Source organism: Vreelandella piezotolerans, assembly GCF_012427705.1.
Classification (GTDB): Bacteria; Pseudomonadota; Gammaproteobacteria; order Pseudomonadales; family Halomonadaceae; genus Vreelandella; species Vreelandella piezotolerans.
In genome coordinates this window covers 2639297-2662764 of the sequence record NZ_CP048602.1, presented here as the reverse complement: position 1 = coordinate 2662764, position 23468 = coordinate 2639297, and the positions used below count along the sequence as shown (strand labels likewise).

The 23468-nt window shown below is 58.6% G+C and carries 19 protein-coding genes; 12 read left to right on the top strand and 7 right to left on the bottom strand.

Annotated features, from left to right (window positions below):
- Positions 1-11 precede the first annotated feature (11 nt).
- Complete coding sequence (locus GYM47_RS12220; protein ID WP_153843772.1) at positions 12-1085, bottom strand: tartrate dehydrogenase; 1074 nt, start codon at positions 1083-1085, stop codon at positions 12-14.
- 131 nt (positions 1086-1216) lie between these two features.
- On the opposite strand from GYM47_RS12220, the gene GYM47_RS12215 reads away from it, so the two are divergent.
- Positions 1217-2134 carry a LysR family transcriptional regulator gene (locus tag GYM47_RS12215; RefSeq protein ID WP_153843771.1) on the top strand — a complete coding sequence of 306 codons (918 nt, stop codon included), beginning with the start codon at positions 1217-1219 and terminating at the stop codon, positions 2132-2134.
- Positions 2135-2144: 10 nt separating this feature from the next.
- Here the strand turns inward: GYM47_RS12215 and GYM47_RS12210 are convergent, their stop codons facing one another.
- Positions 2145-2678, bottom strand: coding sequence for a lipocalin family protein (locus GYM47_RS12210; protein ID WP_062372732.1), 534 nt, complete (start codon positions 2676-2678; stop codon positions 2145-2147).
- 190 nt (positions 2679-2868) lie between these two features.
- Here GYM47_RS12210 and GYM47_RS12205 point away from each other — a divergent pair, with 190 nt between their 5' ends.
- Both GYM47_RS12205 and GYM47_RS12200 read left to right on the top strand, forming a co-directional pair.
- Positions 2869-3297: a secondary thiamine-phosphate synthase enzyme YjbQ gene (locus GYM47_RS12205; RefSeq protein ID WP_062372734.1), complete on the top strand. Its 429-nt coding sequence runs from the start codon at positions 2869-2871 to the stop codon at positions 3295-3297.
- 40 nt (positions 3298-3337) lie between these two features.
- On the top strand, positions 3338-5602 hold the full coding sequence (locus GYM47_RS12200) for a glycosyltransferase (protein ID WP_153843770.1): 2265 nt from the start codon (positions 3338-3340) through the stop codon (positions 5600-5602).
- A gap of 13 nt (positions 5603-5615) precedes the next feature.
- On the opposite strand, the gene GYM47_RS12195 is transcribed toward GYM47_RS12200, so the two are convergent.
- From GYM47_RS12195 to GYM47_RS12185, 3 genes are all read right to left on the bottom strand, one after another.
- Positions 5616-6308 (bottom strand): TVP38/TMEM64 family protein, encoded by a 693-nt coding sequence (locus tag GYM47_RS12195; protein WP_153843769.1) that lies wholly within the window; start codon positions 6306-6308, stop codon positions 5616-5618.
- Between the two features lie 71 nt (positions 6309-6379).
- Positions 6380-7318: an ABC transporter substrate-binding protein gene (locus tag GYM47_RS12190; RefSeq protein ID WP_062372743.1), complete on the bottom strand. Its 939-nt coding sequence runs from the start codon at positions 7316-7318 to the stop codon at positions 6380-6382.
- 23 nt (positions 7319-7341) lie between these two features.
- Positions 7342-8469: a TauD/TfdA family dioxygenase gene (locus tag GYM47_RS12185; RefSeq protein ID WP_231125651.1), complete on the bottom strand. Its 1128-nt coding sequence runs from the start codon at positions 8467-8469 to the stop codon at positions 7342-7344.
- 182 nt (positions 8470-8651) lie between these two features.
- On the opposite strand from GYM47_RS12185, the gene GYM47_RS12180 reads away from it, so the two are divergent.
- From GYM47_RS12180 to GYM47_RS12165, 4 genes are all read left to right on the top strand, one after another.
- Entirely contained in the window at positions 8652-9524 is an 873-nt protein-coding gene (locus tag GYM47_RS12180) for a LysR substrate-binding domain-containing protein (RefSeq protein ID WP_139526779.1), read from the top strand.
- A gap of 113 nt (positions 9525-9637) precedes the next feature.
- Positions 9638-11089 carry an alanine/glycine:cation symporter family protein gene (locus GYM47_RS12175; RefSeq protein WP_139526780.1) on the top strand — a complete coding sequence of 484 codons (1452 nt, stop codon included), beginning with the start codon at positions 9638-9640 and terminating at the stop codon, positions 11087-11089.
- A gap of 189 nt (positions 11090-11278) precedes the next feature.
- The gene (locus GYM47_RS12170) at positions 11279-11887 is read left to right on the top strand and encodes an FMN-dependent NADH-azoreductase (RefSeq protein ID WP_153843768.1); all 609 of its coding nucleotides are present in this window, start codon (positions 11279-11281) and stop codon (positions 11885-11887) included.
- Positions 11888-11913: 26 nt separating this feature from the next.
- The gene (locus GYM47_RS12165; RefSeq protein ID WP_139526785.1) at positions 11914-12216 is read left to right on the top strand and encodes an MGMT family protein; all 303 of its coding nucleotides are present in this window, start codon (positions 11914-11916) and stop codon (positions 12214-12216) included.
- 165 nt (positions 12217-12381) lie between these two features.
- Here the strand turns inward: GYM47_RS12165 and GYM47_RS12160 are convergent, their stop codons facing one another.
- Complete coding sequence (locus tag GYM47_RS12160; RefSeq protein ID WP_139526787.1) at positions 12382-13950, bottom strand: bifunctional GNAT family N-acetyltransferase/carbon-nitrogen hydrolase family protein; 1569 nt, start codon at positions 13948-13950, stop codon at positions 12382-12384.
- 43 nt (positions 13951-13993) lie between these two features.
- A complete protein-coding gene (locus GYM47_RS12155) occupies positions 13994-14911 on the bottom strand; it encodes a DMT family transporter (protein ID WP_139526789.1) in 918 nt (305 codons plus the stop codon).
- A 206-nt stretch (positions 14912-15117) separates the two neighbouring features.
- Between GYM47_RS12155 and GYM47_RS12150 the strand changes: the two genes are divergently transcribed.
- The 5 genes from GYM47_RS12150 (at position 15118) to GYM47_RS12130 (ending at position 23450) form a co-directional block, all read left to right on the top strand.
- Complete coding sequence (locus GYM47_RS12150; RefSeq protein WP_153843767.1) at positions 15118-17139, top strand: NADPH-dependent 2,4-dienoyl-CoA reductase; 2022 nt, start codon at positions 15118-15120, stop codon at positions 17137-17139.
- A 140-nt stretch (positions 17140-17279) separates the two neighbouring features.
- Complete coding sequence (locus GYM47_RS12145; RefSeq protein WP_139526792.1) at positions 17280-18323, top strand: threonine aldolase family protein; 1044 nt, start codon at positions 17280-17282, stop codon at positions 18321-18323.
- A 262-nt stretch (positions 18324-18585) separates the two neighbouring features.
- Complete coding sequence (locus GYM47_RS12140; RefSeq protein ID WP_153843766.1) at positions 18586-20508, top strand: PrkA family serine protein kinase; 1923 nt, start codon at positions 18586-18588, stop codon at positions 20506-20508.
- A gap of 69 nt (positions 20509-20577) precedes the next feature.
- Entirely contained in the window at positions 20578-21867 is a 1290-nt protein-coding gene (locus GYM47_RS12135) for a YeaH/YhbH family protein (RefSeq protein WP_153843765.1), read from the top strand.
- Between the two features lie 20 nt (positions 21868-21887).
- Entirely contained in the window at positions 21888-23450 is a 1563-nt protein-coding gene (locus GYM47_RS12130) for a SpoVR family protein (RefSeq protein WP_139526797.1), read from the top strand.
- Positions 23451-23468 lie beyond the last annotated feature (18 nt).

Here is a 23468-nt window from a genome sequence, read left to right as displayed (position 1 = left end):
TTATAGAAGAATCAACCGCGAATCCGCTCGGCAATGGCGTTACCGAGGCTTTCGGTCGTGCCCTGGCCGCCCACGTCGCGGGTGAGCACTTGGCTATCGCCCTCACTCAGCACCGCTTCAATGGCCTCGACCATCGCGTCGCCCGCCTCCTTATAGCCCAGGTGCTCCAGCATCATCGCCCCAGACCAAATTTGGCCGATAGGGTTGGCAATGCCTTGACCGGCGATGTCCGGTGCGCTGCCGTGTACCGGTTCGAACAGGCTGGGGAACTTGCCTTCTGGGTTGATGTTGGCCGAGGGGGCGACGCCAATGGTGCCGGTGCACGCAGGGCCTAAGTCGGAGAGAATATCGCCAAACAGGTTGCTGCCCACCACCACGTCGAACCAGTCCGGATGCAGCACGAAGTTGGCGGTCAAAATATCGATATGGAATTTATCCACCGCGATCTCTGGGTACTGCTTGGCCATCTCGGCCACCCGCTCGTCCCAGTAGGGCATGGTGATCGAGATGCCGTTGGACTTCGTGGCCGAGGTGAGCTTTTTACGTGGGCGGGTTTGCGCTAGGTCGAAGGCATACTTTAGTACGCGGTCGACACCGGTTCGGCTCATCACCGTTTCCTGAATGACGATTTCACGCTCGGTGCCTTCATACATCTTGCCGCCGACGCTCGAGTACTCGCCCTCGGTGTTTTCGCGCACGACGTAAAAGTCGATGTCGCCGGGCTTGCGGCCCGCTAGCGGGCTTTTGATGCCGGGCATCAATCGGCAGGGGCGCAGGTTGATGTACTGGTCGAACTGGCGACGAAACTGCAGCAGCGAGCCCCATAGCGAAATATGGTCGGGCACTTTGTCTGGCCAGCCCACGGCTCCGTAAAACAGTGCATCGAATCCTTTGAGCTGGTCGAACCAGTCGTCGGGCAGCATCTTGCCGTGTTCCAAGTAGTAGTCACAGCTGCCGAACTCGAAGGTGGTGAACGCCAGGTCGATATTGAAGCGCTTGGCGGCGGCTTCCAGCACGCGAATACCTTCGGGCATCACTTCGGTACCGATACCGTCGCCAGCGATGACTGCAATACGATGGGCCATGGAAGATCCTTATGTGGTTGGATGTCGCGGAAAGGATGGAGTGTGATTGCTTAGTAGGAGTGTAGCGCCTGTTGGCGACGAGATAATCAGGCTATTATGCAAGCTATTGTTGCCTAAAAGTGAATAATCCCATGATGCTGGATGACCTCGCCTTTTTTCAGCAGCTAGCGCGAGCGGGAAGCTTGACCGCCACTGCTCGCGAGCTTGGGCTGTCTCTCTCAGCCGTGAGTAAACGTTTGAAGCAGCTAGAGGCTCGGCTGGGGGTGACGCTGGCGGCGCGTACGACGCGCCGGTTGACGCTTACTCTCGAAGGCGAGCGCTACCTGTCTCAAGGTGGTCTCATTCTGGAGGAGTTACAAACGCTCGAAAGCTCACTCAGCGAGACCGCGAACCAAGGCCTAAGCGGTCGGCTGAGGGTCAACGCGACCTTCGGCTTTGGCAGGCGGCATATCGCGCCGCTGCTATCGCGGTTTTGCGCCGAGCACCCAGGCGTGGAGAGCTGGCTTGAGCTGACCAACTTCCCCCTCAATTTGAGCGATCACGGCTTTGACGTCGGCATCCGTATTGGCGAGCCACCGGATTCACGCCTCGTCGCCAAGCGTATCCTACCCAACCGCCGCGTCTTGTGCGCTGCGCCTAGCTATATGAAAAAAATGCCGCCGCTGAAGGCTCCGAGCGATCTTACTCAGCACCGTTGCCTGGTGATTCGTGAAAACGATAGCGACTTCCCGCTATGGCGCTTCGAGCACCGGCAATCCCAGCAGCGCCAGGCCGTGAAGGTCAGGGGGCCATTGGCGAGTAACGACGGCGAGGTCATTACCCGCTTAGCGCTGGATGGCCACGGCGTGATGCTGCGTTCCTGGTGGGATGTGAACGAGCAACTATCCAGTGGGACGTTGCAAACGTTGCTACCGGAGTGGCAGGGCATACGCGCTGACTTTTACGCCGTGTTCGAGCATCGCCGCCATGTGCCGGAAAGGATCAGCGCGTTGATCGACTTCTTACAGCGAGAAATGGCGGGCCGGGTGCCCGCCTTGCCCAATGGCTAACGTGGGTCCGTTAGCGGCCTGGGCAGGTTTGATCCTGCACCACGTCGATCAACTCGTCGGTGGGAAAGTCCAGCTCGGCGGCGCGCTGACGAAGGCGCTGCTCCACGTCGCCTGCTATCGTGGGGGTGCGTGCCAGAATCCACAGGTAGTCTCGGTTAGGGCCTGCCACCAACGCCCACTGGTAGTCATCGTCGAGTTCGAGAACGTTGTAGCCGCCGTAAAACGGGCCGAAAAAGCTGACTTTCAGCCGCCCCACGCTCTCGTCATCGATGAAGTAGGCGCGACCTTCGGCTTCGTCCCAGGCGCGTTCTTCCAGGTCGTAGCCTCGGTTGATCACCTTGACGCCCCCATCGTCGCGCCTACTGTAGGTAGCGGTGACGCAGTCTAGTCCCTCTTCGAAGGAGTGATCCAGGCGAGCGATTTCGTACCACTCGCCAAGATAGCGCTCGAGCTCGAAGTCAGTCACCGGTTCCGTGCCATCGGGAATGCCGGTGCAACCCATCAAGAATGTGCCGGTCACGGCCAGGGTTGCCAGCGTGGCCATGCTCCTTGGCCGCCATACGGATGTCATCATCTCGCTCCTTTTAATGTCAGACCATCACAGCGCTCAATTTATCAGGGTAGGTGGCACCACGCCACGCGGTCCTCTTGGTACTGTTCGGCAGGTAGTGGAAATAGGCTATGGTATGTCTGTTAACGTATCCTCTGACAATGCATATAACAAAGGAGTGTTTATGTGGCATCAACAAGAGATTCACTTGCCGGAAATGTCCCGCGGTTTTCATTTGATTACTGATGAGATCGCCAGAGCACTGCCCTGTTTGGCGGAGTGCCATCAGGGGCTTTTGCATCTACAGCTCATGCATACCTCCGCGTCGTTGACGCTCAACGAGAACACCGACCCGGACGTGCGCCATGATCTGGATGCTTTCATGCGACGTTTGGTGCCAGAAGGACTGAGCTACTTTCAGCATACGTTAGAGGGCCCCGACGACATGCCCGCCCATGTGGCGTCTAGTCTATTGGGCACTCAGCTCAGCCTTGCGGTACGCGATGGCCGCTTGGCCCTTGGCACGTGGCAAGGGGTGTGGTTAGGTGAGCATCGTGAGCAGGGTGGTTCGCGCCGCTTGCTGGCCACCTTGAACGGCTGTGCCGCGCTTTAGTCACAGCCACCGAATGACTCTTTGAGATAAGCGCCTCTACATGCCTCGACGCCTTTTTCGCCTCTCCCGCCAGCGCTGGTTGAGGCTGTTTTTCGTTTTGAACCTTGCGCTGGTGGCGGGGTTGATCGTTCACCAAGTGTGGCTCTACGTGGCCGAACCCGAGTTCGAATCGCTGCATACCGTAGAAGTCGCCGAGGTACGCGACCGACTAGCAGGCCGAGATGCCTACCGCTTTGCGGTGGTGGGCAACATCAATAACTCGGTAAATGTCTTTCAAGACGAGATCGTTCCGCTGCTCAACCAGGGCGATATCGATTTCATGGTGTCGGCGGGCAATGCGGTGAGTGGCGGCCAGCAGGAGAGTTATCAGGCGATTTATCACAGCCTCGAACTGCTCGACATGCCTTATCTCTTGACCTACGGCGATAATGAAGACAGCGATTTCGGCAGCTATCTGTTTTACGACTACTTTGGCCCGCATTTCTATGCGTTCGTAGCGGGCAACAGCCACTTCATTTTTCTAGATGGCACTGGCAAGTCGTCGACTTCCTGGCAGTTGGATTGGCTGGAGCGCGAGCTAGCCGCCTCTGACGCGGCCCATCGGTTCGTGTTCGTGGGCCTGCCACTGCATAACGTCATCCAGGATGCCCCGCTGTTCGAAGAAGATAACTACCTCAACGATCCCCGGCTTGCTGAAGGCATCATGCGTTTGGCCGAGCGCTATGGGGTCGATACGGTGTTTTCCGCGAATCTCTCGCTATACGCCCAGCACACCGTCAACGGGGTGACGTACGTGACCACCGGCGGCGCGGGCGGCCTGCTGCTGGATGCCGATGAGAGTTTTCATCATTACGTCGTCGTCGAGGTGGCCGGTGACAGCGTGGGCATCTCGCCGGTGCGATTGAACGTCGACCGCCCCGGCTGGTGGCGCATGCTGAGCAGCGTGGGGTCGACGATTTACGCCTTCTTCTACGTCAGCTATCCGCGGTTCTTGCTGATCGTCGGGCTGCTGACACTGTTGGCCATGCGGCTTTACAGGCTGATTTTCGAGGAGCGCGACTACTATCCCGACTTCGATATCGACCCCACGCCCTATCTGGAAAAAAGTTTACGAGTGGCGATGGTGTCGAACAACTACTTCCCGTTCGTTTCCGGCGTGTCGGTATCGGTGGAGCGGCTACGCCAGGGTCTTGGCGATCTCTCACATCGGGTGCAGCTGCTGGTACCGCGCTACCGGGAGTCGTGGCAGGACGATGACACCATTCTGCGGGTACCCACGCTGATGGCGTTTGGCGAGAAGCGTGAATTTCGCTTGACCAACCCGTTCAGCGCGGGCTTTCGCCGCTGCCTGCGTGAGTTCAAGCCCGATGTGATCCATGTACATCACCCGTTCTGGCTGGGGTCGATGGGTCTGTGGATGGGGCGTCGTTTGAAAGTGCCGGTCATCTACACCTATCACACGCGCCTGGAGCACTACGCGCACTTCGTACCGCTGCCGGGGGCACTGTTTCGCAACCTGATCTCTCACTATTTGATCAAGCGCTTCTCTAATCGTTGCCAGGGGGTCATCGTGCCGACCTATTCGGCAGAGGAGTACCTGCGCATGATCGGGGTCAAGACGCCGACGCTGGTGCAGCCCACGGGGATCGACGCGGCACGCTTTGCCGATGCCGACGAGGAGGCCGTGGCGTCGCTTCGCCAGCAGTTGGCTATCGCGGTCGACGATACGGTGCTGGTAAGCGTTTCTCGCATCAGTAAAGAGAAGAACATCGGCTTCATGCTGGAAGCGTTGGCAGAGTTGAAGCGCCAGGGAAAGACCGGCCTACGCTTGCTGTTGGTCGGCGACGGCCCGGACCGACAAGCGATCCAAACACAGATCGACACGCTGGGTTTGGAAGCACAGGTCACCTTGGTGGGGGCCGTGCCGCCAGAAGAGATGGCGCTTTACTATCACGTAGGCGATGTGTTCGTGTTTGCCTCTACCTCGGAAACACAAGGTATGGTGATTCTAGAGGCCATGGCCGCTGGGCTTCCGGTGGTCGCCGTACGCTCGAGCGGTATCGATGACGTGGTGCGCGATGGCCACAACGGCTTCAAGACGCCGCAAAACCGCCAGAAGTGGGGGCAGCGAGTGGTGGAACTGGTCGAGGATGACGCGTTGCGCGAAACCCTCGGCGATCAAGCCAAAGCGTTCGCCGCTGACTACGATATCGGCAAGTTTGCCGCCGCGGTGGCGCACTTTTATGCCGAGGTGCTAGCGAAACATCACACGACGCATCAGACCCACGAGCGTCAGCCCAAGTGATGCAAGCGAGAGGCTAGCCGTCGTTTCGAGGACGGCTCGTCCGAGCGGTGGCCACGCGCTTGAGTAGCCAGAGTAGGCCCACCCCGACGACCACGCCTGCCACGGCCAGCACCAACTCTTGTTGTGAGGCAGCGGTGAACAGCGCCCCTAGCTGGCTGCCGAGCAGGATGACGGCGGCCAGTCCCGGCACGATGCCCAGCGTCGAGCCGATCATGTAGTCGCGGAAATTGAGATGAAACGCCCCGGCCAACATATTGGTGAGCGTGAAGGGAGCCAGCGGCAGCAGGTTGATCACCGTCATCGTACGAATGCCGCGTTGGGAGAGATAGCCGGAAAGGCCGCGTAGGTGGCGGCCACCGTAGCGCATGAGGGCATCTCGCCCCAGCCAGTGGCCCACCCAGTAAGACACCACCGACGAACTCAGCGTGCCCAACGTAGCGTAAGCCAATCCCCATACCGGGCCAAACAGCATGCCGGTCAACACGACCAGCAGGCTTAGCGGAAACATCACTAACAGCGAACCGGTATAGACGGCCATGACGGCGGCAAACATCCAGGGGGCACGCTGCCACTGGCTAATGGTGGTAGTGAGTGCTTCGAGCTGCGCCTGAGTCAGCAGCCCTTGCTGCTGCAGGTAGCGCCACATCACGCCCAGTATCACCAGCGTGATCAGTAAGCCTAGCCCTTTTAGCAACGTTCGTGACATTCCATCCCCACCGCCTATCTGGCAAAAGAGCGTTAGCATACGCCACTGCGGCGGTGGGGTGAACGAGCGCGTTACTGTAGGCGCGCTTCAATGACGGGCCAAGCGGCATCACCCTCGGCGGTCGTGACATCGGCCAGCATGGCCTCTATGCGTTCGGGGTTGTCGTTGATCCACTGCTGAGCCACCTCGGCGAGGTCACGCTCTTCTTGACCGAAGGCTTGGATCATCCAGCTCTGTTCCTCGGCGGTAAAGCTGAACTGCTCGAAAAAGGTGACCAGCGCCGGGTGGGCATCAGCGTAGTCGCTGCGCAGCAGGGTACGTACGTCGCTTTCGCCGTTGTTCTCACCAAACAGGTTTTCCGGGTCTTCCAGGTAGCGCATGGGGAGTTCGAGATTCATCCAGTGGGGCGTCCAACCGACCCAAACGATGGCTTCTTCTCTGGAAATGGCATCTTGTGCTGCAGAGAGCATGCCCACTTCGCTGGTATCCACCAAGCGCCAGTCGCCGAGGCCCCAGATATCGTTATCGATGGCGTTATGTAGAATTTCACTGGCGGCCGATCCTGCGCCAAAACCATGAATTTGGCCATTGAACTCGTCACGGTGCGCGTCTAGATCGGCAAAGCTGCGAATACCGCGCTCATGTAAATACGCTGGAACGGCCAGGGTCATCTGCGCGCCATCGACGTTGTTGGCGATGTCCCTGATGACGCCGGAGGTTTTGCGAGGCTCGAACATCTCTTTTTGCGCAGGAAGCCAAGCGCCTAGAAAGGCGTCGACGTCGCCACTTTCCAGGCCTTGATAGATCACTTGCAGGCCAATTTCATGGGTTTGAGTGTCGTAGCCCAGCGGGTTAAGGAGCTGCTCGGCGATTTCGGTTTTCACGGTAATGCCAGGCCAAGCGGGAACGCCGAAATCTAGCGTGGCGTCATCGGCGACGGCGGCTTGGGTAGTAACGCCTGCTAGGCCCAGGGTAATGGTCGCAACGAAAGGACGAAGTGAACGTGTCATGGAGGAGGGTCTCCTTGCTAGGGTTATTGTGATGGTGCGGTCGTACGGGCAAGAACACGCAGGCGCGAGGCCAGCATGTCCCGGTCTAGGTAGGTGCCTTGAAGGTGGCGAGCACCGCTATTAGGATCGAACTCCCGGCGGCCGTGGAGTACGCGACGGTTATCGAACGCCACCATCTGGCCCGGTGTTAGTGTGAACTCCAACTGATGCGCCTCGCTGTGGAAGAGTTGCCACAGTACTTTGTAGGCCCGGTACCAAGCCGTCATTTTTTCGGCCGGCAAATGGAGCGTATCGCGTATCCAATTATTGAGGCGTATCTCCATCAGCTCGCCTTGGCTATCCAAGGTGATCACCGGAGCTTTGAAGGCGATATCGTGATGGTTGTCTTGAAACCGGAAGTCGATGGGGGTCTCACTCAGAATGGCGAGTGCCTCAGGGTCCTGTTCGCGTAGCGCATCGATGACCCGGGCGCCGTCGGCAAACAGTGACTCACCGCCGCTGGCGTCGTTTTGCAAGCAGTAGAGCAGTTGAATGTCCGGCGGCTGCTGCCAGTTGGGTAGGTCGATATGCAGCGGCAAGCCTACGGCGGTGTAGGCTGCGTTGTTAGGGTTGGGCTTGGAGCGCACGTTGAATCGCCCGCCGAAATTGGTGGTGCGTTGCGGGCCAATTCGCTCGGCAAGGCGGCTAACTTCCTCTTCCACCAGCGGTGCGTCAGTGATCAACGCCAAACCGTCGCGTAGCAGGGCGGTCAGCCAGGCTTTCTCCCCTGCCGGGGTCATGAAATCGGCATGGCGAACGCGCTCTGGGAAAAAGTCATCGCGCCACGGCGTCGGATTCGGCAGGGATGAGACGCGAGTCGCCTCGGGGCGGCGCTGGTAAAGCCAGCCGCTATGAAAGACGCTGTCATGCCCGTCGTGCCACTGAAGATAGAGATGACCATCGGCCAAGGTAACGCTGGGCGCTTGTTCGATATCGTCTAGCGGTAGGTAGAGGCGCTCGCGGGTTTGCGGGTGGCGACACGCCTGGCAAGCGCAGTGATCACGAAACCACAACAGAGGTAGCGTCGTTTGCGTACCGTCTTGCCACGTTAGCGAAAGGCCGCTGTCGGTGAGCGTGGCGTCCTTGAGTGCCGGGCCGTGGTCATACGGCATGAGTTCGCTCATTTGAGGGGCTGAACGCTTTTCCGTTGTGGCTAGTGCGCTGGACATAGAAACCTCACTGAGAATGGGTGACGTAACACACGATCTGCTTATTAGGATGCGGAGTCCCTTGCGCAGTGACAAACGATGAATTTGGCCCCAAAGACCCTGTTTAACTTATAGGTTGCTTTCCCATGAGCTCACTCCCTCCGCTGTTATGGCTACAAGCGTTTGAGTCCGCCGCCCGAACCCTAAGCTTTACGGCGGCGGGTAATGAGCTGGGCGTGACCCAGGCGGCCATCAGCCAGCGCATTCGGCTGCTGGAGGATCGCCTGGGGCAAAAGCTGTTCGTTCGCCACGCGCGCAGCCTTTCGTTGACCCCGGCAGGTCAAGCGTGGCTGCCCAGCATTCACGATGCGTTTTCACGCATCAGTGAAGGGACGTCGGAAGTGTTTGGTATTACCAGCGAACGACCGGTGACGCTGCGCGCTACGCCGGTGATCCAACAATCTTGGCTCGCGCCAAGGCTCGTGGCCCTGCATCGACAGAAACCAACGATTTTGCTGCGCTTGGTCAGCGCGATTTGGCCCGACGACTTTGGGCCTGAAGGGGCCGACATCGAGATTCGCTATGGTCGGGGTGAGTGGAGTGGGCTCGAGATGTTGCCGCTGGGCGACGAGCACTTGCTGCCCGTGTGCGCCCCTGCGCTGGCGCGCTCGCTCAACGTGCCTGCAGATTTGGCCGGGCATACGTTGTTACACGCGGTGGGCTTTGGCGTTGGGTGGCCTGGTTGGCTGCAAGCGGCGGGAATAGCCCATCTAGAGTCCGAATGTCGCTCCCTCACCTGCGATAATCAGGTGATGACGCTAGCGCTCGCTAGCCAGGGCGGTGGGGTGGCGCTCACGCATCACCGACTGTTGGAGCAGCGTGAGGATTTGGTGGCCCCCTTCGATATGAGTGTACCCAGCGATGAGCGTTTCTGGTTGGTGCGGCCCAGCAAGCGCCAAGTCAGCGACGAAGCCGCAGACGTGTGGGCGTGGCTGGCAGCGTCTCGCGAGTTGCCTTGAGTCATCCAGCAGTGATTACGACTGCTGGACAAGAAATTTGCCCTTTTTCTTGCCATTTTGGTGCAGCCATGAAGAATGATGCGCCTTCATTGTTTCAAAAAGGCGTGTTTCGTATGGATGTTACTCTTCCTCCTCTGTTGACCGCGATGGTGGATCGCGGCAACGGGCTGTTATGGGGCAGTGTACTGATTTACCTGCTCATCGGCGCTGGCCTCTATTTTACGGTCATGACCCGCGCCATTCAGATTCGCTATTTCGGTCATATGTTCAAGCTGCTGCGCGGCTCGCGGCAAGCCAACGGCGGGATCTCGTCGTTTCAGGCGCTCTCGACCAGTCTGGCTGCCCGCGTCGGTACGGGCAATTTGGCGGGTGTGGCGGTCGCCATCTATTTTGGTGGCCCAGGGGCTATTTTTTGGATGTGGATGACGGCCATGGTCGGCATGGCGACCAGCTTCGTGGAGTCCACGCTGGCCCAGGCGTACAAGACCGACCATGGCGACAATACTTTCCGCGGTGGCCCGGCGCGCTATATCGAGCGCGGTTTGGGCCTGCGCTGGTTAGCGGTGCTGTTTTCGATCTGCCTGATCATTGCGTTTGGGTTGGCGTTCAACAGCGTGCAGGCCAACTCCATCGCGCAGGCCATGGAGCAGGCGTTTGCCATTCCCACCTGGGCCATGGGGCTCGTCTTGATGGCCATCGTTGCGCCGATCATCTTCGGTGGTCTGAAATCGATTGCCAAAGTCGCCGAGCTGGTGGTGCCGCTGATGGCGCTGCTGTACCTGATCTTGGCGCTGGTCGTGGTGGCGCTTAATATCAGCGACCTGCCCGCGGCCATCATGACGATCGTGCAGAGCGCGTTTGGTATCGAGCAGGCAGCAGGTGGAGCGGTTGGCTATGCGATTTCTCAGGCGATCATGAACGGGATTCAGCGCGGACTGTTCTCCAATGAAGCGGGCATGGGCTCGGCGCCTAACGCGGCAGCGACCGCCAGCACCCGTCCGGATCACCCGGCGGCTCAGGGCTTCATTCAAATGCTGGGCGTTTTTCTGGACACCCTGGTGATCTGTACCGCGACGGCGGCCATCATCATCATGGCAGGCCCTGAGCTTCTGGCGGGTGAAGAGAATAACGGCATACAGCTCACGCAAATGGCGCTGTCTAGCCATGTGGGTGACTGGGGCGGTATGTTCATTGCCATCGCCATTTTACTATTTGCCTTCACCTCGGTAATTGCCAACTACTCCTACGGCGAATCCAATATCGAGTACTTGGCAGGCCGTCGTGCGCCCCTGGCGGTGATGGTGTATCGCGTCGCCGTGCTGGGCATGATCATGGTCGGTTCGGTGGCAAGCCTGGGGGCCATCTGGAATTTTGCCGATCTCTCCATGGGCATGATGGCGATTATCAACCTCGTGGCGATCCTGCTGCTATCGCCCATCGCTTTTGCGCTGTTCAAAGATTACGACATCCAGCTCAAAGCGGGTAAAGAGCCGGTCTTCGACCCCAACCAGTTTCCGAAACTGGCGAACAAAGTAGATCCGAACGCCTGGCCGACTAAGAAATAGCCACGCATTAGCCTGCTAGGCGTCATCCGCCCCACGCGATGCTGCGATAAAAGCAGCCACGCGTGGGGCTTTTTCATGGGTGGATAGTTCGATTTTGTCGAATGTAACTCGGAAAACGTTGCGCTTTTGCTTACCGAAAAGCGACGTAGAATAGCGCTTAACCTTCCCACTGATTTTTAAGGAGTTTTCATGACCACCCATGCCCTATTAGTGACGTCTTCGATTTTGGGTGATAACGGCCAGTCCAATGCGTTAGCGAGCCATTTTCGACAGCAGGCCGCGGCACGCGAGGGCGTCAAGGTGACCCATCGCGATGTCGTTGCCAACGCGCTGCCGCACCTGGCCATCGAAGAGTTGGGCGCGTGGCAAACGCCTGCTGACGAGCGCACCGCCGAGCAGCAGGCGCTGGCCGCCCACTCGGATGAGCTGCTGGCAGAGCTGCGCGCTAATGATGTGCTGGTGTTGGCGGTACCGATGTATAACCTGGGCATTCCTTCCCAGTTGAAAGCCTGGTTCGACCGCGTGCTGCGCGCCGGTGAAACGTTCCGCTACACCGAAAACGGCCCTCAGGGGCTGATCGAAGGCAAACGGGCCATCATTCTGGCCGCGCGTGGGGGCCAGTACGCAGGCACCGAGTTCGATAGCCAAACGCCGCACCTGACAACCATGCTAGGCCTGATGGGCATCAGCGATGTGGAGGTGGTGTTTGCAGAAGGCCTGAACATGGGCGATGCTCACCGCGATACCGCGCTGAAAGAAGCCTTCCAAGCCATCGATCAGCTCGTCGAAGCACTCTAAAATCGACACCTGCTAACGAGGTCGCCATGCCACGCCCCGAACTGCTCGAACAGATCTACACCATCGTCGATCAGATTCCGGCAGGGCGAGTCACGACCTATGGGCGCATCGCTAAGATGACCGAAGGGGCCACGCCGCGCATGGTGGGGTCGGCCATGCGCCACTTGCCTGAGGGGCATCAGCTACCCTGGCATCGTGTCATTGCCGCGTCACTCAAACTGGCTGACCACGGCGGCGCGGCACGCCAGCACGAAAAGCTGCGTGCCGAGGGCGTCGCGTTCGATGCCAAAGGCCGCGTGCCGCGCCACCTCGTTTGGCCGGATGAGTAGCTTTGTGGTGAGTGGTGATTTGTAAGTGGTGAATGGGGAGGTGTGAATAGCTAGTTGTGAATGGCTAGTTGTGAATGGCTAGTTGTGAATAGCTAGTTGTGAATGGCAAAACGCCGCCCGGTGTGGGCGGCGTTTTTTATGCGGGATGGATTGGCGGCTTGGCCGTCAGTCTTCCTGCTTACTGCCGGACTTCCACGACCAGTCGCGCCAGCGTAGGTCGAAGAGATCCTTGCGGCGGTCTTTGAGGTTGGTGACCGAGCCTTCGGCGCGCACCACGGTGAGGCGGGTGAGGTCCAAGTCGGAGAAGAAGATCATCTCCGTGTTGGGCGTGGTTTCGGCCAGCACCGCATCGTGGGGGAACGCGAAGTCGGAGGGCGTGAACACCGCCGACTGCGCGTATTGGATATCCAGGTTCTCGATGGACGGCAGGTTGCCGACGCTGCCGCAAATCACCACGTAGCACTCGTTTTCGATGGCGCGGGCCTGGGCGCAGTGGCGTACCCGCAGGTAGCCGTTTTTGGTATCGACCCAGAACGGCACGAAGAGAATGTCCATGTCCTGATCGGCCAGCAGGCGGCCCAGCTCCGGGAATTCCACGTCGTAGCAGATGAGAATGCCCACTCGGCCCGCGTCGGTGTCGAAGACCTGCAGATTGTCGCCCCCTTCGATCACCCAGTCGCGGCGCTCCTGCGGGGTGATATGTAGCTTGAGCTGCTTCTCGACCTCGCCATCGCGGTGGAACAGGTACGCTACGTTATAAAGACGGTCGTCTTCGCCCACCTCGATCATCGAGCCACCGATGATATTGATGTTGTAAGAGACCGCCATGCGGGAAAGCTCGCTCTTGAAGCGGTCGGTAAAGCCCGCCAAAAAGCGAATGGCCGCCGTTTGGTCTTTTTGGGCAGCCCGGTCCTGAAGCCCCATGAGTGGCGTGGTGAACAGCTCCGGGAAAACGGCAAAGTCGCTCTGATAATCCGACAAAGCATCGACGAAATACTCGATTTGCTGCAGCGCAGCCTCCACGGAGGCGAACTCACGCATTTGCCACTGCACCGCGCCCACGCGTACCTGAGTGGGGCGAGTGTCCAGCACGTTTTCAGCGGGCTCGAACAGAATGTTGTTCCACTCCAACAGCGTGGCGTAGCCTCGGGACTGCTCATCTTCCGGCAGGTACTTGCGTAACAGACGTTTGACCTGGAAGTCGTTGGCAAGCTGGAACGACAGAATCGGATCGTAAATCTCTTTGCGGGAGACTTTGTCGATGTACTGGGCAGGCGTTAGCTCGACGGCGTGCTGGTGATACTCGGGAATACGTCCGCCCGCCAAAATAGCCCGCAGGTTGAGCGAACGGCACAGCTCTTTACGCGCTTCGTACAGGCGGCGGCCCAGGCGGTAGCCGCGATAGTCTGGGTGGATCAGTACATCCAGCCCGTACATGGCATCGCCTTCCGGATCGTTCAGGATGATTTCACGATGGCCGATCAAATCGTCGTATTTGTGCGGGTTGGAGAACTCGTCGTAATCCACCTGCACGGTGAGCGCCACGCCGACCAGCACGCCATCGTCCTCGATAGCAATCTGACCATCAGGAAATTCTTGGATCAGCTTATCGATGGTGTGCTTGGGCCAAGCGCCACCAATGTCGTGATACACCGCGTCCATCAGCGACTTCAACTGATCGTAGTCGTCGCTGGCGAGGTTACGCAGATTGAGGTGCAGGTCTTCTAGGGACATAGTTCAGGGGTACCCAGTCGTCGAATGGAGATAGCCTAGTGTATCACTGCTGGGCGCTGCGCGTTTTATGCGGCGCGGCGGCGCGTACCAGCGGGCGCGTCAGCGTTTGGGCCATGATCACCCCGGCGAGAATCAGCAGGCCGCCAATGAAGTGGAAGCCCGATACCTGCTCACCCAATAGCGCCATGGCAATCAGCGCACTAAATAATGGCATGAGGTTGATGAAAATACTCGATTGATTGGCACCGATCTGGCGTACGGCGCGCATCCATAAAAACGTGGTGATGACCGAGGCGGGAATGCCCGCGTACAGGATCAGCCAAACGTTCTGCCCATCCACCGGTGTCATGGGGCCCATGAGATAGGGCGGCAGCAAGAACAACACGGCAAAACAGACCTGGGCATAGAGCATGACCCAAGGAGGCAGATTCATCGCCCAGCGTTTGAGCATCACGCCATAAAGCGCATAGCAAGTGGCGGCGACCACCATTAACGCGTCGCCCTGCGCCACCTCTAACTGCAGCAGAGAAAGTGGGTTGCCGCGGCCCAGCAGCACGGTGACGCCGATAAAGGCGAGCACGCCGCCTACGACACCGCCCAGCGTTGGGGGTTCCTTGAGAATCAAGGCGCTGAGTAGCACCGTCAGGAGCGGAACCATGGCGGCTAAAATGCCCATGTTGGTCGCGGTGGTGGTCTCTGCAGCCACGTAGGCCAGCCCTTGCCACAGCCCCATGCCCAGCAGCCCCAGCAGCGCCAGTTTCGGCCAGTTACGCACTATTTCCTCACGGTGGCGCAGAGCGGCAGGCAGCACGAAGGGCGTCATGACCAGCAGCGCGAGCAGCCAGCGCAAAAAGGCGATGCTGCTGGGGGCAATCGCCCCAACGGTCAGCTGGTTGATGGTCATGTTGCCCGACCAGATCAACACCGTGGCCAGCGGGGGTAAAAAGTACATCAACGGCATAGCGGCTTCCCTTAACTCGGTCCCTTATCGTTAGCCGGTTAATGTGACGCGCTTTGCTACGATGAGCAAGGGGCAGCGGCGTTTCGTGGTAGACCAAAGAGCAGGTCAACGAGCCGCCTAAAAGGCTGTACGTCGAACGCGCCATGTCATACGCTTGTTTGAATATGAGAGGCTAGCCACATCGATAACATTAAAGGAGCGCCGTGATGCACCCAGCGCCAGCTTATCCGCACCTGTTTCGACCGCTGACCGTCGGTCATTTGACGCTGCCCAATCGCGTTTTGATGGGGTCCATGCACACAAATTTGGAAGAGGCGCCGAACGGTTTCGAGCGTTTGGCTGCGTTCTATGCAGAGCGGGCGCGGGCGGGGGTCAGCCTTATCGTGACGGGAGGCATCGCGCCGAACGCCGAAGGCGCCGTCTTTCAGGGAGCCAATGCGCTGACGGACGCCTCGCAGGTAGCGGCGCACCGCCAGGTGGTCGAGGCGGTTCACGCCGAAGGCGGCCATTTATGTATGCAGATTCTGCATGCGGGGCGCTACGCCTACTCTCCGGAGTTGGTCGCTCCTTCAGCGCTGCAGGCACCGATCAACCCCTTTACGCCCCGGGCGCTCTCCAGCGACGACGTCGAGCAGCAAATCGACGACTACGTTCGCTGCGCCATCCTGGCGAAACAGGCGGGCTACGATGGCGTCGAGGTGATGGGATCGGAAGGCTACTTGATCAACCAGTTCATCTGCCGGCGTACCAACCAGCGTGATGACGACTGGGGGGGAGATTTCGAGCGGCGCATGCGTTTCCCCGTCGAGATCGTCAAGCGTATTCGCCAAGCCGTGGGCGAGCGCTTCCTGCTGATCTTCCGGCTCTCGATGATCGATTTGGTAGAGGAGGGCAGCTCCTGGGAAGAAGTCGTGCAGCTGGGCCAAGCCATCGAAGCCGCTGGCGCCAACGTCATCAATACCGGCATTGGCTGGCACGAGGCGCGGGTGCCGACCATCGTGACCAGCGTGCCCCGGGCCGCATTTACCGAGGTGTCTCGGCGCATGCGTGCGGCCCTGTCGATTCCGTTGATCACCACCAACCGTATCAATATGCCCGAGGTGGCCGAGCGGGTGCTGGCAGAAGGCCATGCGGACATGGTGTCGATGGCGCGCCCGTTTTTGGCAGACCCTGAGTGGGTACGCAAAGCGCAGGCGGGCTTGGCGGATGAGATCAATACCTGCATTGCCTGTAACCAAGCCTGTCTGGACCACACCTTCATGGGTAAGTTGACCTCCTGCTTGGTCAATCCCCGCGCTTGCCACGAAACCGAGATTACCCTGACACCGACGCAAACGCCTAAGCGGGTCGCGGTCGTTGGCGGCGGCCCGGCGGGGTTGGCGACGGCCGTGGCGGCGGCCAGCCGTGGCCACGCCGTGGTGCTGTTCGAGCGGCGCAGCGAGCTGGGCGGACAGTTCAATTACGCTCGTAAAATTCCTGGAAAGGAAGAGTTCAACGAAACGCTGCGTTACTTCCGTGTGATGCTGGAGAAACACGCGGTGGATGTGCGTCTGAATACCGAGGCCACCGTAGACGCATTGGCGGATTTCGATGAGATCGTGGTGGCCACTGGAGTGATGCCCCGTGAACTGGCGCTGTTGGGCGCCGGCCATCCCTGCGTGTTGAGCTATGCCGAGGCGATCGAGCAGCCCGAGCGGGTGGGGCAACGCGTGGCGGTCATTGGGGCAGGCGGAATTGGCTTCGATGTGTCTGAGCTGCTGTCTCACGAAGGCCACCCTGCTACGGATATCGACGCGTGGTGCGATGAATGGGGCGTGGATTTGGCAGTGGGCGAGCGAGGCGGCTTGAAAGCGCCACAGCCGCCGCGCTCACCGCGCAGTATCGTCATGCTGCAGCGTAAAAGCTCCAAGCCAGGCAAAAACTTAGGCAAAACCACGGGCTGGGTACATCGTGCTTCTCTAAAGCAGCGGGGTGTGCAGACGCTCACCGGCTGCGAATACGTGCGTATCGATGATGCCGGGTTGCATATTCGTCGCGACGGACAGGAGCAAGTGATCGAGGTGGACACCGTCGTAGTGTGCGCAGGGCAGGAGTCCGTGCGCGATTTGATAGCGCCGCTCACCCAGTTAGGTGGCCGCGTGCATGTCATTGGTGGCGCAGCAGAAGCGGCCGAGTTGGATGCCAAACGTGCCATCGATCAAGGCACGCGGTTGGCGGCAGCGCTGTAACGCGCATCGAGAGCGTGACGTTAACGGCACAATGGCGATAGACTGATGAATCACCCTAACTACTAAGCCACGTTAGGGATTTAAGGCGCAGGTGGCACCCAGCCTGCGCCGCACGACCGTCAGACATAAGGATTATCGTCATGCCCTCGGAGTGTACCCCACGATTTCTAGCCAGTGACAACACCTCCGGTATCTGCCCGGAGGCGATGCAGTACTTACTCGAAGCCAATCAGGCGGATGACCTCGCCTACGGCAATGACCGCTGGACCGCCCGTGCCGCCGACCGTTTTCGGGAAATGTTCGACTACGACTGCGACGTGTTTTTCGTGTTCAACGGCACTGCAGCCAATTCACTGGCGCTCTCCGCGATGGGGCGCAGCTACCACAGCGTGATTTGTCATGAGCTGGCACATATCGAGACCGACGAGTGTGGCGGCCCTGAGTTCTTTTCCAACGGTGCGAAGTTGCTCACCTCGCCGGGGGCAAATGGCAAGTTGACGCCCAAGGGGATCGAAGCGCTGGTCACCAAGCGTAGCGACATTCACTATCCGAAACCGAAAGTCGTTTCGCTCACCCAGGCCACCGAAGTGGGTACCGTCTATTCTCGCGAAGAGCTGCTGGCCATTCGCGCCATGGCAGATAAGCATGACCTTCGGCTGCACATGGACGGTGCACGCTTTGCCAACGCTTGCGCAAGCCTCAATGCATCGCCAGCAGAGCTGACGTGGCAAGTGGGCGTCGATGCACTGTGCTTCTCGGGCACCAAGAACGGCTTGGCGTTTGGTGAGGCGATCCTATTCTTCAATCGCGAATTGGCGGAAGACTTCTCCTACCGATGCAAGCAGGCGGGGCAGCTAGCATCGAAAATGCGCTATGTCTCTGCGCCGTGGTTGGGCTTGCTGGAGAGCGGGGCCTGGCTGACCAACGCCGAACATGCCAACGCCATGGCGCGTTATCTATCGGAAGGGCTACAGGCGCTGCCGGGTGTCTCGCTGATGTTCCCCACCCAGGCGAACAGCGTGTTCGTTGAATTGCCGCCTCACGCCATCGAAGCGTTGAAAGCCAAAGGATGGACCTTTTATACCTTCATCGGTGCTGGCGGAGCGCGGTTCGTCTGCGCTTGGAACACCACCGTTGAATTGCTCGATCAGCTATTGGCCGATGTGAAAGAGGTACTAGGATAGCCTGGCCAAGCGGCTAGAGCACTGCTTACACGCCACCTAAAAGGTGGCGTGTTGCGTTGTAGCGCCGAGTTGGATTCAACGCAACTAAACCTCTCCTCATACGCTCATAAGGGTATCTCAGCGGTCACATGAGCTGCGTTGAAGATAGTGTCATCACTTTTTGCTAATGCTGACTACGCTGATAGAGCGACACCTCGAATAGCACGCCGTCTGGGGTATTGGCTTGGCGGTTGCGCTGGGGGATGGGCCACAGGAGAGTTCCATGAGCATCTTTGATCACGTTCAAGACCGTTTTGCCCGCGTTCAGCAAGAGGACATGAGCCTCGAGGAGTACTTGGCGCTTTGTCGCCGCGACCCCAAGGTGTATGCCAGCGCCGCAGAGCGCATGCTGGAAGCGATAGGCGAACCTGAAGTGATCGACACGGCGAAAGACCCGCGTCTATCACGCATTTTTTCGAACAAGGTGATTCGCCGCTATCCAGCTTTTGCCGAGTTTCACGGTATGGAAGAGGCCATCGAGCAGATCGTGGCTTACTTCCGTCACGCGGCCCAGGGGCTCGAAGAGCGCAAACAGATTCTTTATTTGTTGGGCCCGGTCGGCGGCGGTAAATCCTCGCTGGCCGAGCGCCTGAAGCTATTGATGGAGCGCATTCCCTTCTATGCCATCAAAGGATCGCCGGTCTATGAATCGCCGCTTGGACTGTTCTCACCGGAAGAGGATGGTGAGCTGCTAGAGCAGGAGTACGGCATACCTGGGCGCTACCTGCGTAGCGTCATGTCGCCATGGGCCGCTAAGCGCTTGAAAGAGGCCGGCGGCGATATTTCTCAGTTCCGAGTCGTGCGCCTTTATCCGTCGCGTCTCAACCAAATCGCCATCTCCAAAACCGAGCCGGGGGATGAGAACAATCAAGATATCTCGTCGCTGGTCGGTAAAGTGGACATCCGCCAGTTAGAGCTTTACTCCCAAGACGATCCGGATGCCTACAGCTTCTCCGGCGGGCTGTGCCGTGCCAACCAGGGGCTGATGGAGTTCGTGGAGATGTTCAAGGCTCCCATAAAGGTGCTGCACCCGCTGCTGACCGCTACCCAAGAGGGCAACTACAACCCTACCGAGGGCATGGGCGCGATTCCTTTCGATGGCGTGATTCTGGCCCACTCCAACGAGTCCGAATGGCAGGCGTTTCGTAACAACCGCAATAACGAGGCGTTTCTGGATCGTGTCTATATCGTCAAAGTACCCTACTGCCTGCGGGTGTCGGAAGAGATCAAGATCTATCAAAAGCTGTTGGAAGACTCCTCCCTCAGCGCCGCGCCTTGCGCGCCGGATACGCTGCGCATGCTGGCGCAGTTCTCAGTGCTGTCGCGGCTCAAGGTGCCGGAGAACTCCAGCATCTACTCCAAGATGCGGGTGTATGACGGGGAGAACCTGAAGGACACCGATCCGCGCGCCAAATCGATTCAGGAGTACCGCGATGCGGCAGGCGTAGACGAGGGCATGCAGGGGCTCTCGACCCGCTTTGCCTTCAAGATTCTGTCGAAAGTGTTCAACTTCGACAGTATGGAGGTCGCGGCTAACCCGGTCCATCTGCTTTACGTGCTGGAGCAGGCGCTGGAGCGCGAACAGCTGCCCTCCGAAGTGTTCGAGCGTTACCTGGGCTTCATCAAGGAGTTTTTGGCCCCGCGTTACGTGGACTTCATCGGCAAAGAGATTCAAACCGCTTATCTCGAGTCCTATAGCGAGTACGGTCAGAACATCTTCGATCGCTATGTCACCTACGCCGATTTCTGGATTCAAGACCAGGAGTATCGTGATCCCGAGACAGGCGAGCTGCTCAACCGCCAATCGCTGAACGAAGAGCTCGAGAAGATCGAGAAGCCAGCAGGCATCTCCAACCCGAAAGACTTCCGCCATGAAGTGGTGAACTTCGTACTGCGGGCGCGGGCGCAAAACAACGGTATGAATCCCAGCTGGCAGTCTTACGAGAAGCTGAAAGGCGTCATCGAACACAAGATGTTTGCCAACACCGAAGAGCTTTTGCCGGTGATTTCCTTCAACGCCAAAGCGTCGAAATCGGATCAGAAAAAGCACGAGGATTTCGTGGCGCGCATGGTGGACCGTGGCTATACCGAGAAACAGGTGCGGCTGCTTTCAGAGTGGTATCTGCGCGTGCGTAAGTCTCAGTAGCGGGCTGCTTGGCCCGCATACAAGAGCGCCACGATTCGGCGCTCAAGATCGAGGTGTTGAGGAGGTCGAATGACCTACTTTATTGATCGCAGACCCAACGCTAAGCATAAGAGCGCGGTCAATCGGCAGCGCTTTTTGGAGCGTTACCGCAAGCACATCAAGCGCTCGGTGGAGGAGGCGGTCAACCGCCGCTCCATCACCGACATGGAGCGCGGCGAGAAAATATCGATTCCCACCAAGGACATTTCCGAACCCGTGTTTCAGCACGGCCCGGGTGGGGCACGCAACATCGTCTCGCCGGGTAATAAGGAGTTTTTGGAAGGTGACAAAATCCGTCGACCTAGCGGCCAAGGGGGTGGTGGCGGTGCCGGGGAAGGCGGCGCTTCCAACCAAGGAGAGGGGAACGACGAGTTTGCGTTCACCCTTAGCCGCGAAGAGTTTCTGGAGTTCGTCTTCGATGGCTTGGAGCTTCCCCATTTACAACGCAAGCCGCTCAAGTCGTTGGAAGAGATCAAAATGGTGCGCGCAGGACTGGCGCGGGATGGGGTGCCGTCACGCATCAGTATTACCCGATCGATGCGCGAGGCTTATGCACGGCGCATCGCCATGCGTGCACCCATCAAGCGTGCTTTGAAGGAGGCGCAAGAGGCGCTGGCGGCCGAGGAGCGTAAAGATCCGGTACTGCGTAATCCTGCTCGCGTCGGGGAGCTCAAGGCCGAGATCGAACGGCTGGAAAAACGTATCGACGCCATTCCCTTCATCGATACCTACGATTTGCGCTATCACCAGCTCGCCGCCCAGCCGCAACCATCGAGCCAAGCGGTGATGTTTTGTGTCATGGACGTGTCGGGCTCCATGACGCAGAACCATAAAGACATCGCCAAACGGTTTTTCTTACTGCTCTATCTTTTTTTAGAAAAGCATTACGAGAAAGTCGAGCTAGTGTTCGTGCGCCACCATACAGCTGCTAGAGAGGTGAATGAAGAGGAGTTCTTTTACTCACGAGAAACCGGCGGCACCATCGTCTCCAGCGCGCTGAACCTGGTCAACAAGATCATCGAAAAACGCTACCCCTCTGGCCAGTGGAATCTCTACGTGGCCCAGGCCTCCGATGGTGACAACTGGGACGATGATTCCAATATCTGCCGTGATCTGTTGGTGAAGCAGTTGATGCCTCAACTGCAGTACTACGCCTACGTGGAGATTACCCCGCACGATCATCAATCGCTGTGGCACGAGTACGAAGCCGTAGCGGCGCAGTTTCCCGAGCGTTTCGCCATGCGCCAGATCGTCGATGCGGGCGATATCTACCCCGTTTTTCGTGAGCTATTCAAGCGCCGCATGAGCCAAGAGCGGTAGTGCGAGTCGAGGAGTGCGCCATGAGTGTAAACCGCAAGCCCATCGCCACTGGGTCGGACTGGAATTTCAGCGTGCTGGAGCGCTTCGATGAGGAGCTTGCTAGGCTCGCCGATGAGTATCGGCTAGATACCTACCCCAATCAGATCGAAGTCATCACCACCGAGCAGATGATGGATGCTTATGCCAGCGTCGGTATGCCAGTGGGGTATCACCACTGGTCATTCGGTAAGCAGTTTCTCGCTGTCGAGCAGGCCTACAAACGTGGACAAATGGGATTGGCTTACGAGCTGGTCATCAACTCCAACCCCTGCATTGCCTACTTGATGGAGGAGAATACCTTGATGATGCAGGTGCTGGTCATTGCTCATGCCTGCTACGGTCATAACTCCTTCTTCAAGGGCAACTACCTATTCCGCACGTGGACCGATGCGGAATCCATCGTCGATTACCTCGTGTTCGCCCGCAAATACATCGCGCAGTGTGAAGAGCGCCACGGCGTGCACGCCGTCGAGCAACTTTTGGATGCCTGTCATGCGCTACAAAACTACGGGGTAGACCGCTACAAGCGGCCATCACCCATCTCGGCGGAGGAGGAGGCCAAACGCCAAGACGAGCGCGAAGCGTACCTGCAAACCCAGGTCAACATGTTGTGGCGAACGATCCCCGAGCCGCCAGCTGGCGTCGCGCCGCTCCCGGGAAGCTTGCACAGCGACGATGACCCCTTAGGGCTGCATACGGGGGGTCGCTACCCCTCCGAGCCCCAGGAGAACCTGCTCTACTTCATCGAAAAGAATGCCCCGCTGCTGGCCCCTTGGCAGCGTGAAATCGTGCGTATCGTGCGTAAGTTGGCCCAGTACTTTTACCCACAGCGGCAAACCCAGGTCATGAACGAGGGGTGGGCGTGCTTCTGGCACTACACGCTAATGAATCGACTTTACGATGAGGGTAAGGTCGATGAAGGGCTGATGCTGGAGTTCTTGCAGTCCCACGCGGCGGTCATCAATCAGCCGGGGTTCGATAGCCCCTATTACAGCGGGCTGAACCCTTACGCACTGGGCTTTGCCATCTTCATGGACATCAAACGGATATGCGATGCGCCGACCGCAGAAGATCGGGAGTGGTTCCCCGACATGGCGGGCAGCGCTTGGCGGGAGACCTTAGAGTTTGCGATGCGAAATTTCAAGGATGAGTCGTTCATCCAGCAGTTTCTATCGCCCAAGGTCATTCGCGATCTAAAACTCTTTTTGATCGTCGATGACGATCATGCGGAGACCCTGGAAGTCGCTGCCATTCACGACGACCGTGGCTATAAGCGCGTTCGCGAAGCGCTCGCGAGCCAGTATGCGCTGTCCGTTCGCGAACCCAATATTCAGGTGGTGGAAGCCGCCATTCGCGGAGATCGTTCGCTAACGCTGCACCACATTCAGGATAATCGCCGTCCTCTGGGCAGAAGTGTCTACCCTGTGATTCGTCATTTACAGGAACTCTGGGGCTTTCCTGTCCACTTGATATCAATGGAAGAGGGAAAAGTCACGCGTCGTTACCGTTGGCCCGTCGAAGAGGAGAGCAAAGAAGCGGGTTGATGATGGTATTCAGCCAAG

What these genes read in the sequence shown, in the direction of transcription:
- GYM47_RS12220 (WP_153843772.1), bottom strand. Translation starts at nt 1,085, where the DNA reads ATGGCCCATCGTATTGCAGTCATCGCTGGCGACGGTATCGGTACCGAA.
- GYM47_RS12215 (WP_153843771.1), top strand. Translation starts at nt 1,217, where the DNA reads ATGATGCTGGATGACCTCGCCTTTTTTCAGCAGCTAGCGCGAGCGGGA.
- GYM47_RS12210 (WP_062372732.1), bottom strand. Translation starts at nt 2,678, where the DNA reads ATGGCCACGCTGGCAACCCTGGCCGTGACCGGCACATTCTTGATGGGT.
- GYM47_RS12205 (WP_062372734.1), top strand. Translation starts at nt 2,869, where the DNA reads ATGTGGCATCAACAAGAGATTCACTTGCCGGAAATGTCCCGCGGTTTT.
- GYM47_RS12200 (WP_153843770.1), top strand. Translation starts at nt 3,338, where the DNA reads ATGCCTCGACGCCTTTTTCGCCTCTCCCGCCAGCGCTGGTTGAGGCTG.
- GYM47_RS12195 (WP_153843769.1), bottom strand. Translation starts at nt 6,308, where the DNA reads ATGTCACGAACGTTGCTAAAAGGGCTAGGCTTACTGATCACGCTGGTG.
- GYM47_RS12190 (WP_062372743.1), bottom strand. Translation starts at nt 7,318, where the DNA reads ATGACACGTTCACTTCGTCCTTTCGTTGCGACCATTACCCTGGGCCTA.
- GYM47_RS12185 (WP_231125651.1), bottom strand. Translation starts at nt 8,469, where the DNA reads ATGCCGTATGACCACGGCCCGGCACTCAAGGACGCCACGCTCACCGAC.
- GYM47_RS12180 (WP_139526779.1), top strand. Translation starts at nt 8,652, where the DNA reads ATGAGCTCACTCCCTCCGCTGTTATGGCTACAAGCGTTTGAGTCCGCC.
- GYM47_RS12175 (WP_139526780.1), top strand. Translation starts at nt 9,638, where the DNA reads ATGGATGTTACTCTTCCTCCTCTGTTGACCGCGATGGTGGATCGCGGC.
- GYM47_RS12170 (WP_153843768.1), top strand. Translation starts at nt 11,279, where the DNA reads ATGACCACCCATGCCCTATTAGTGACGTCTTCGATTTTGGGTGATAAC.
- GYM47_RS12165 (WP_139526785.1), top strand. Translation starts at nt 11,914, where the DNA reads ATGCCACGCCCCGAACTGCTCGAACAGATCTACACCATCGTCGATCAG.
- GYM47_RS12160 (WP_139526787.1), bottom strand. Translation starts at nt 13,950, where the DNA reads ATGTCCCTAGAAGACCTGCACCTCAATCTGCGTAACCTCGCCAGCGAC.
- GYM47_RS12155 (WP_139526789.1), bottom strand. Translation starts at nt 14,911, where the DNA reads ATGCCGTTGATGTACTTTTTACCCCCGCTGGCCACGGTGTTGATCTGG.
- GYM47_RS12150 (WP_153843767.1), top strand. Translation starts at nt 15,118, where the DNA reads ATGCACCCAGCGCCAGCTTATCCGCACCTGTTTCGACCGCTGACCGTC.
- GYM47_RS12145 (WP_139526792.1), top strand. Translation starts at nt 17,280, where the DNA reads ATGCCCTCGGAGTGTACCCCACGATTTCTAGCCAGTGACAACACCTCC.
- GYM47_RS12140 (WP_153843766.1), top strand. Translation starts at nt 18,586, where the DNA reads ATGAGCATCTTTGATCACGTTCAAGACCGTTTTGCCCGCGTTCAGCAA.
- GYM47_RS12135 (WP_153843765.1), top strand. Translation starts at nt 20,578, where the DNA reads ATGACCTACTTTATTGATCGCAGACCCAACGCTAAGCATAAGAGCGCG.
- GYM47_RS12130 (WP_139526797.1), top strand. Translation starts at nt 21,888, where the DNA reads ATGAGTGTAAACCGCAAGCCCATCGCCACTGGGTCGGACTGGAATTTC.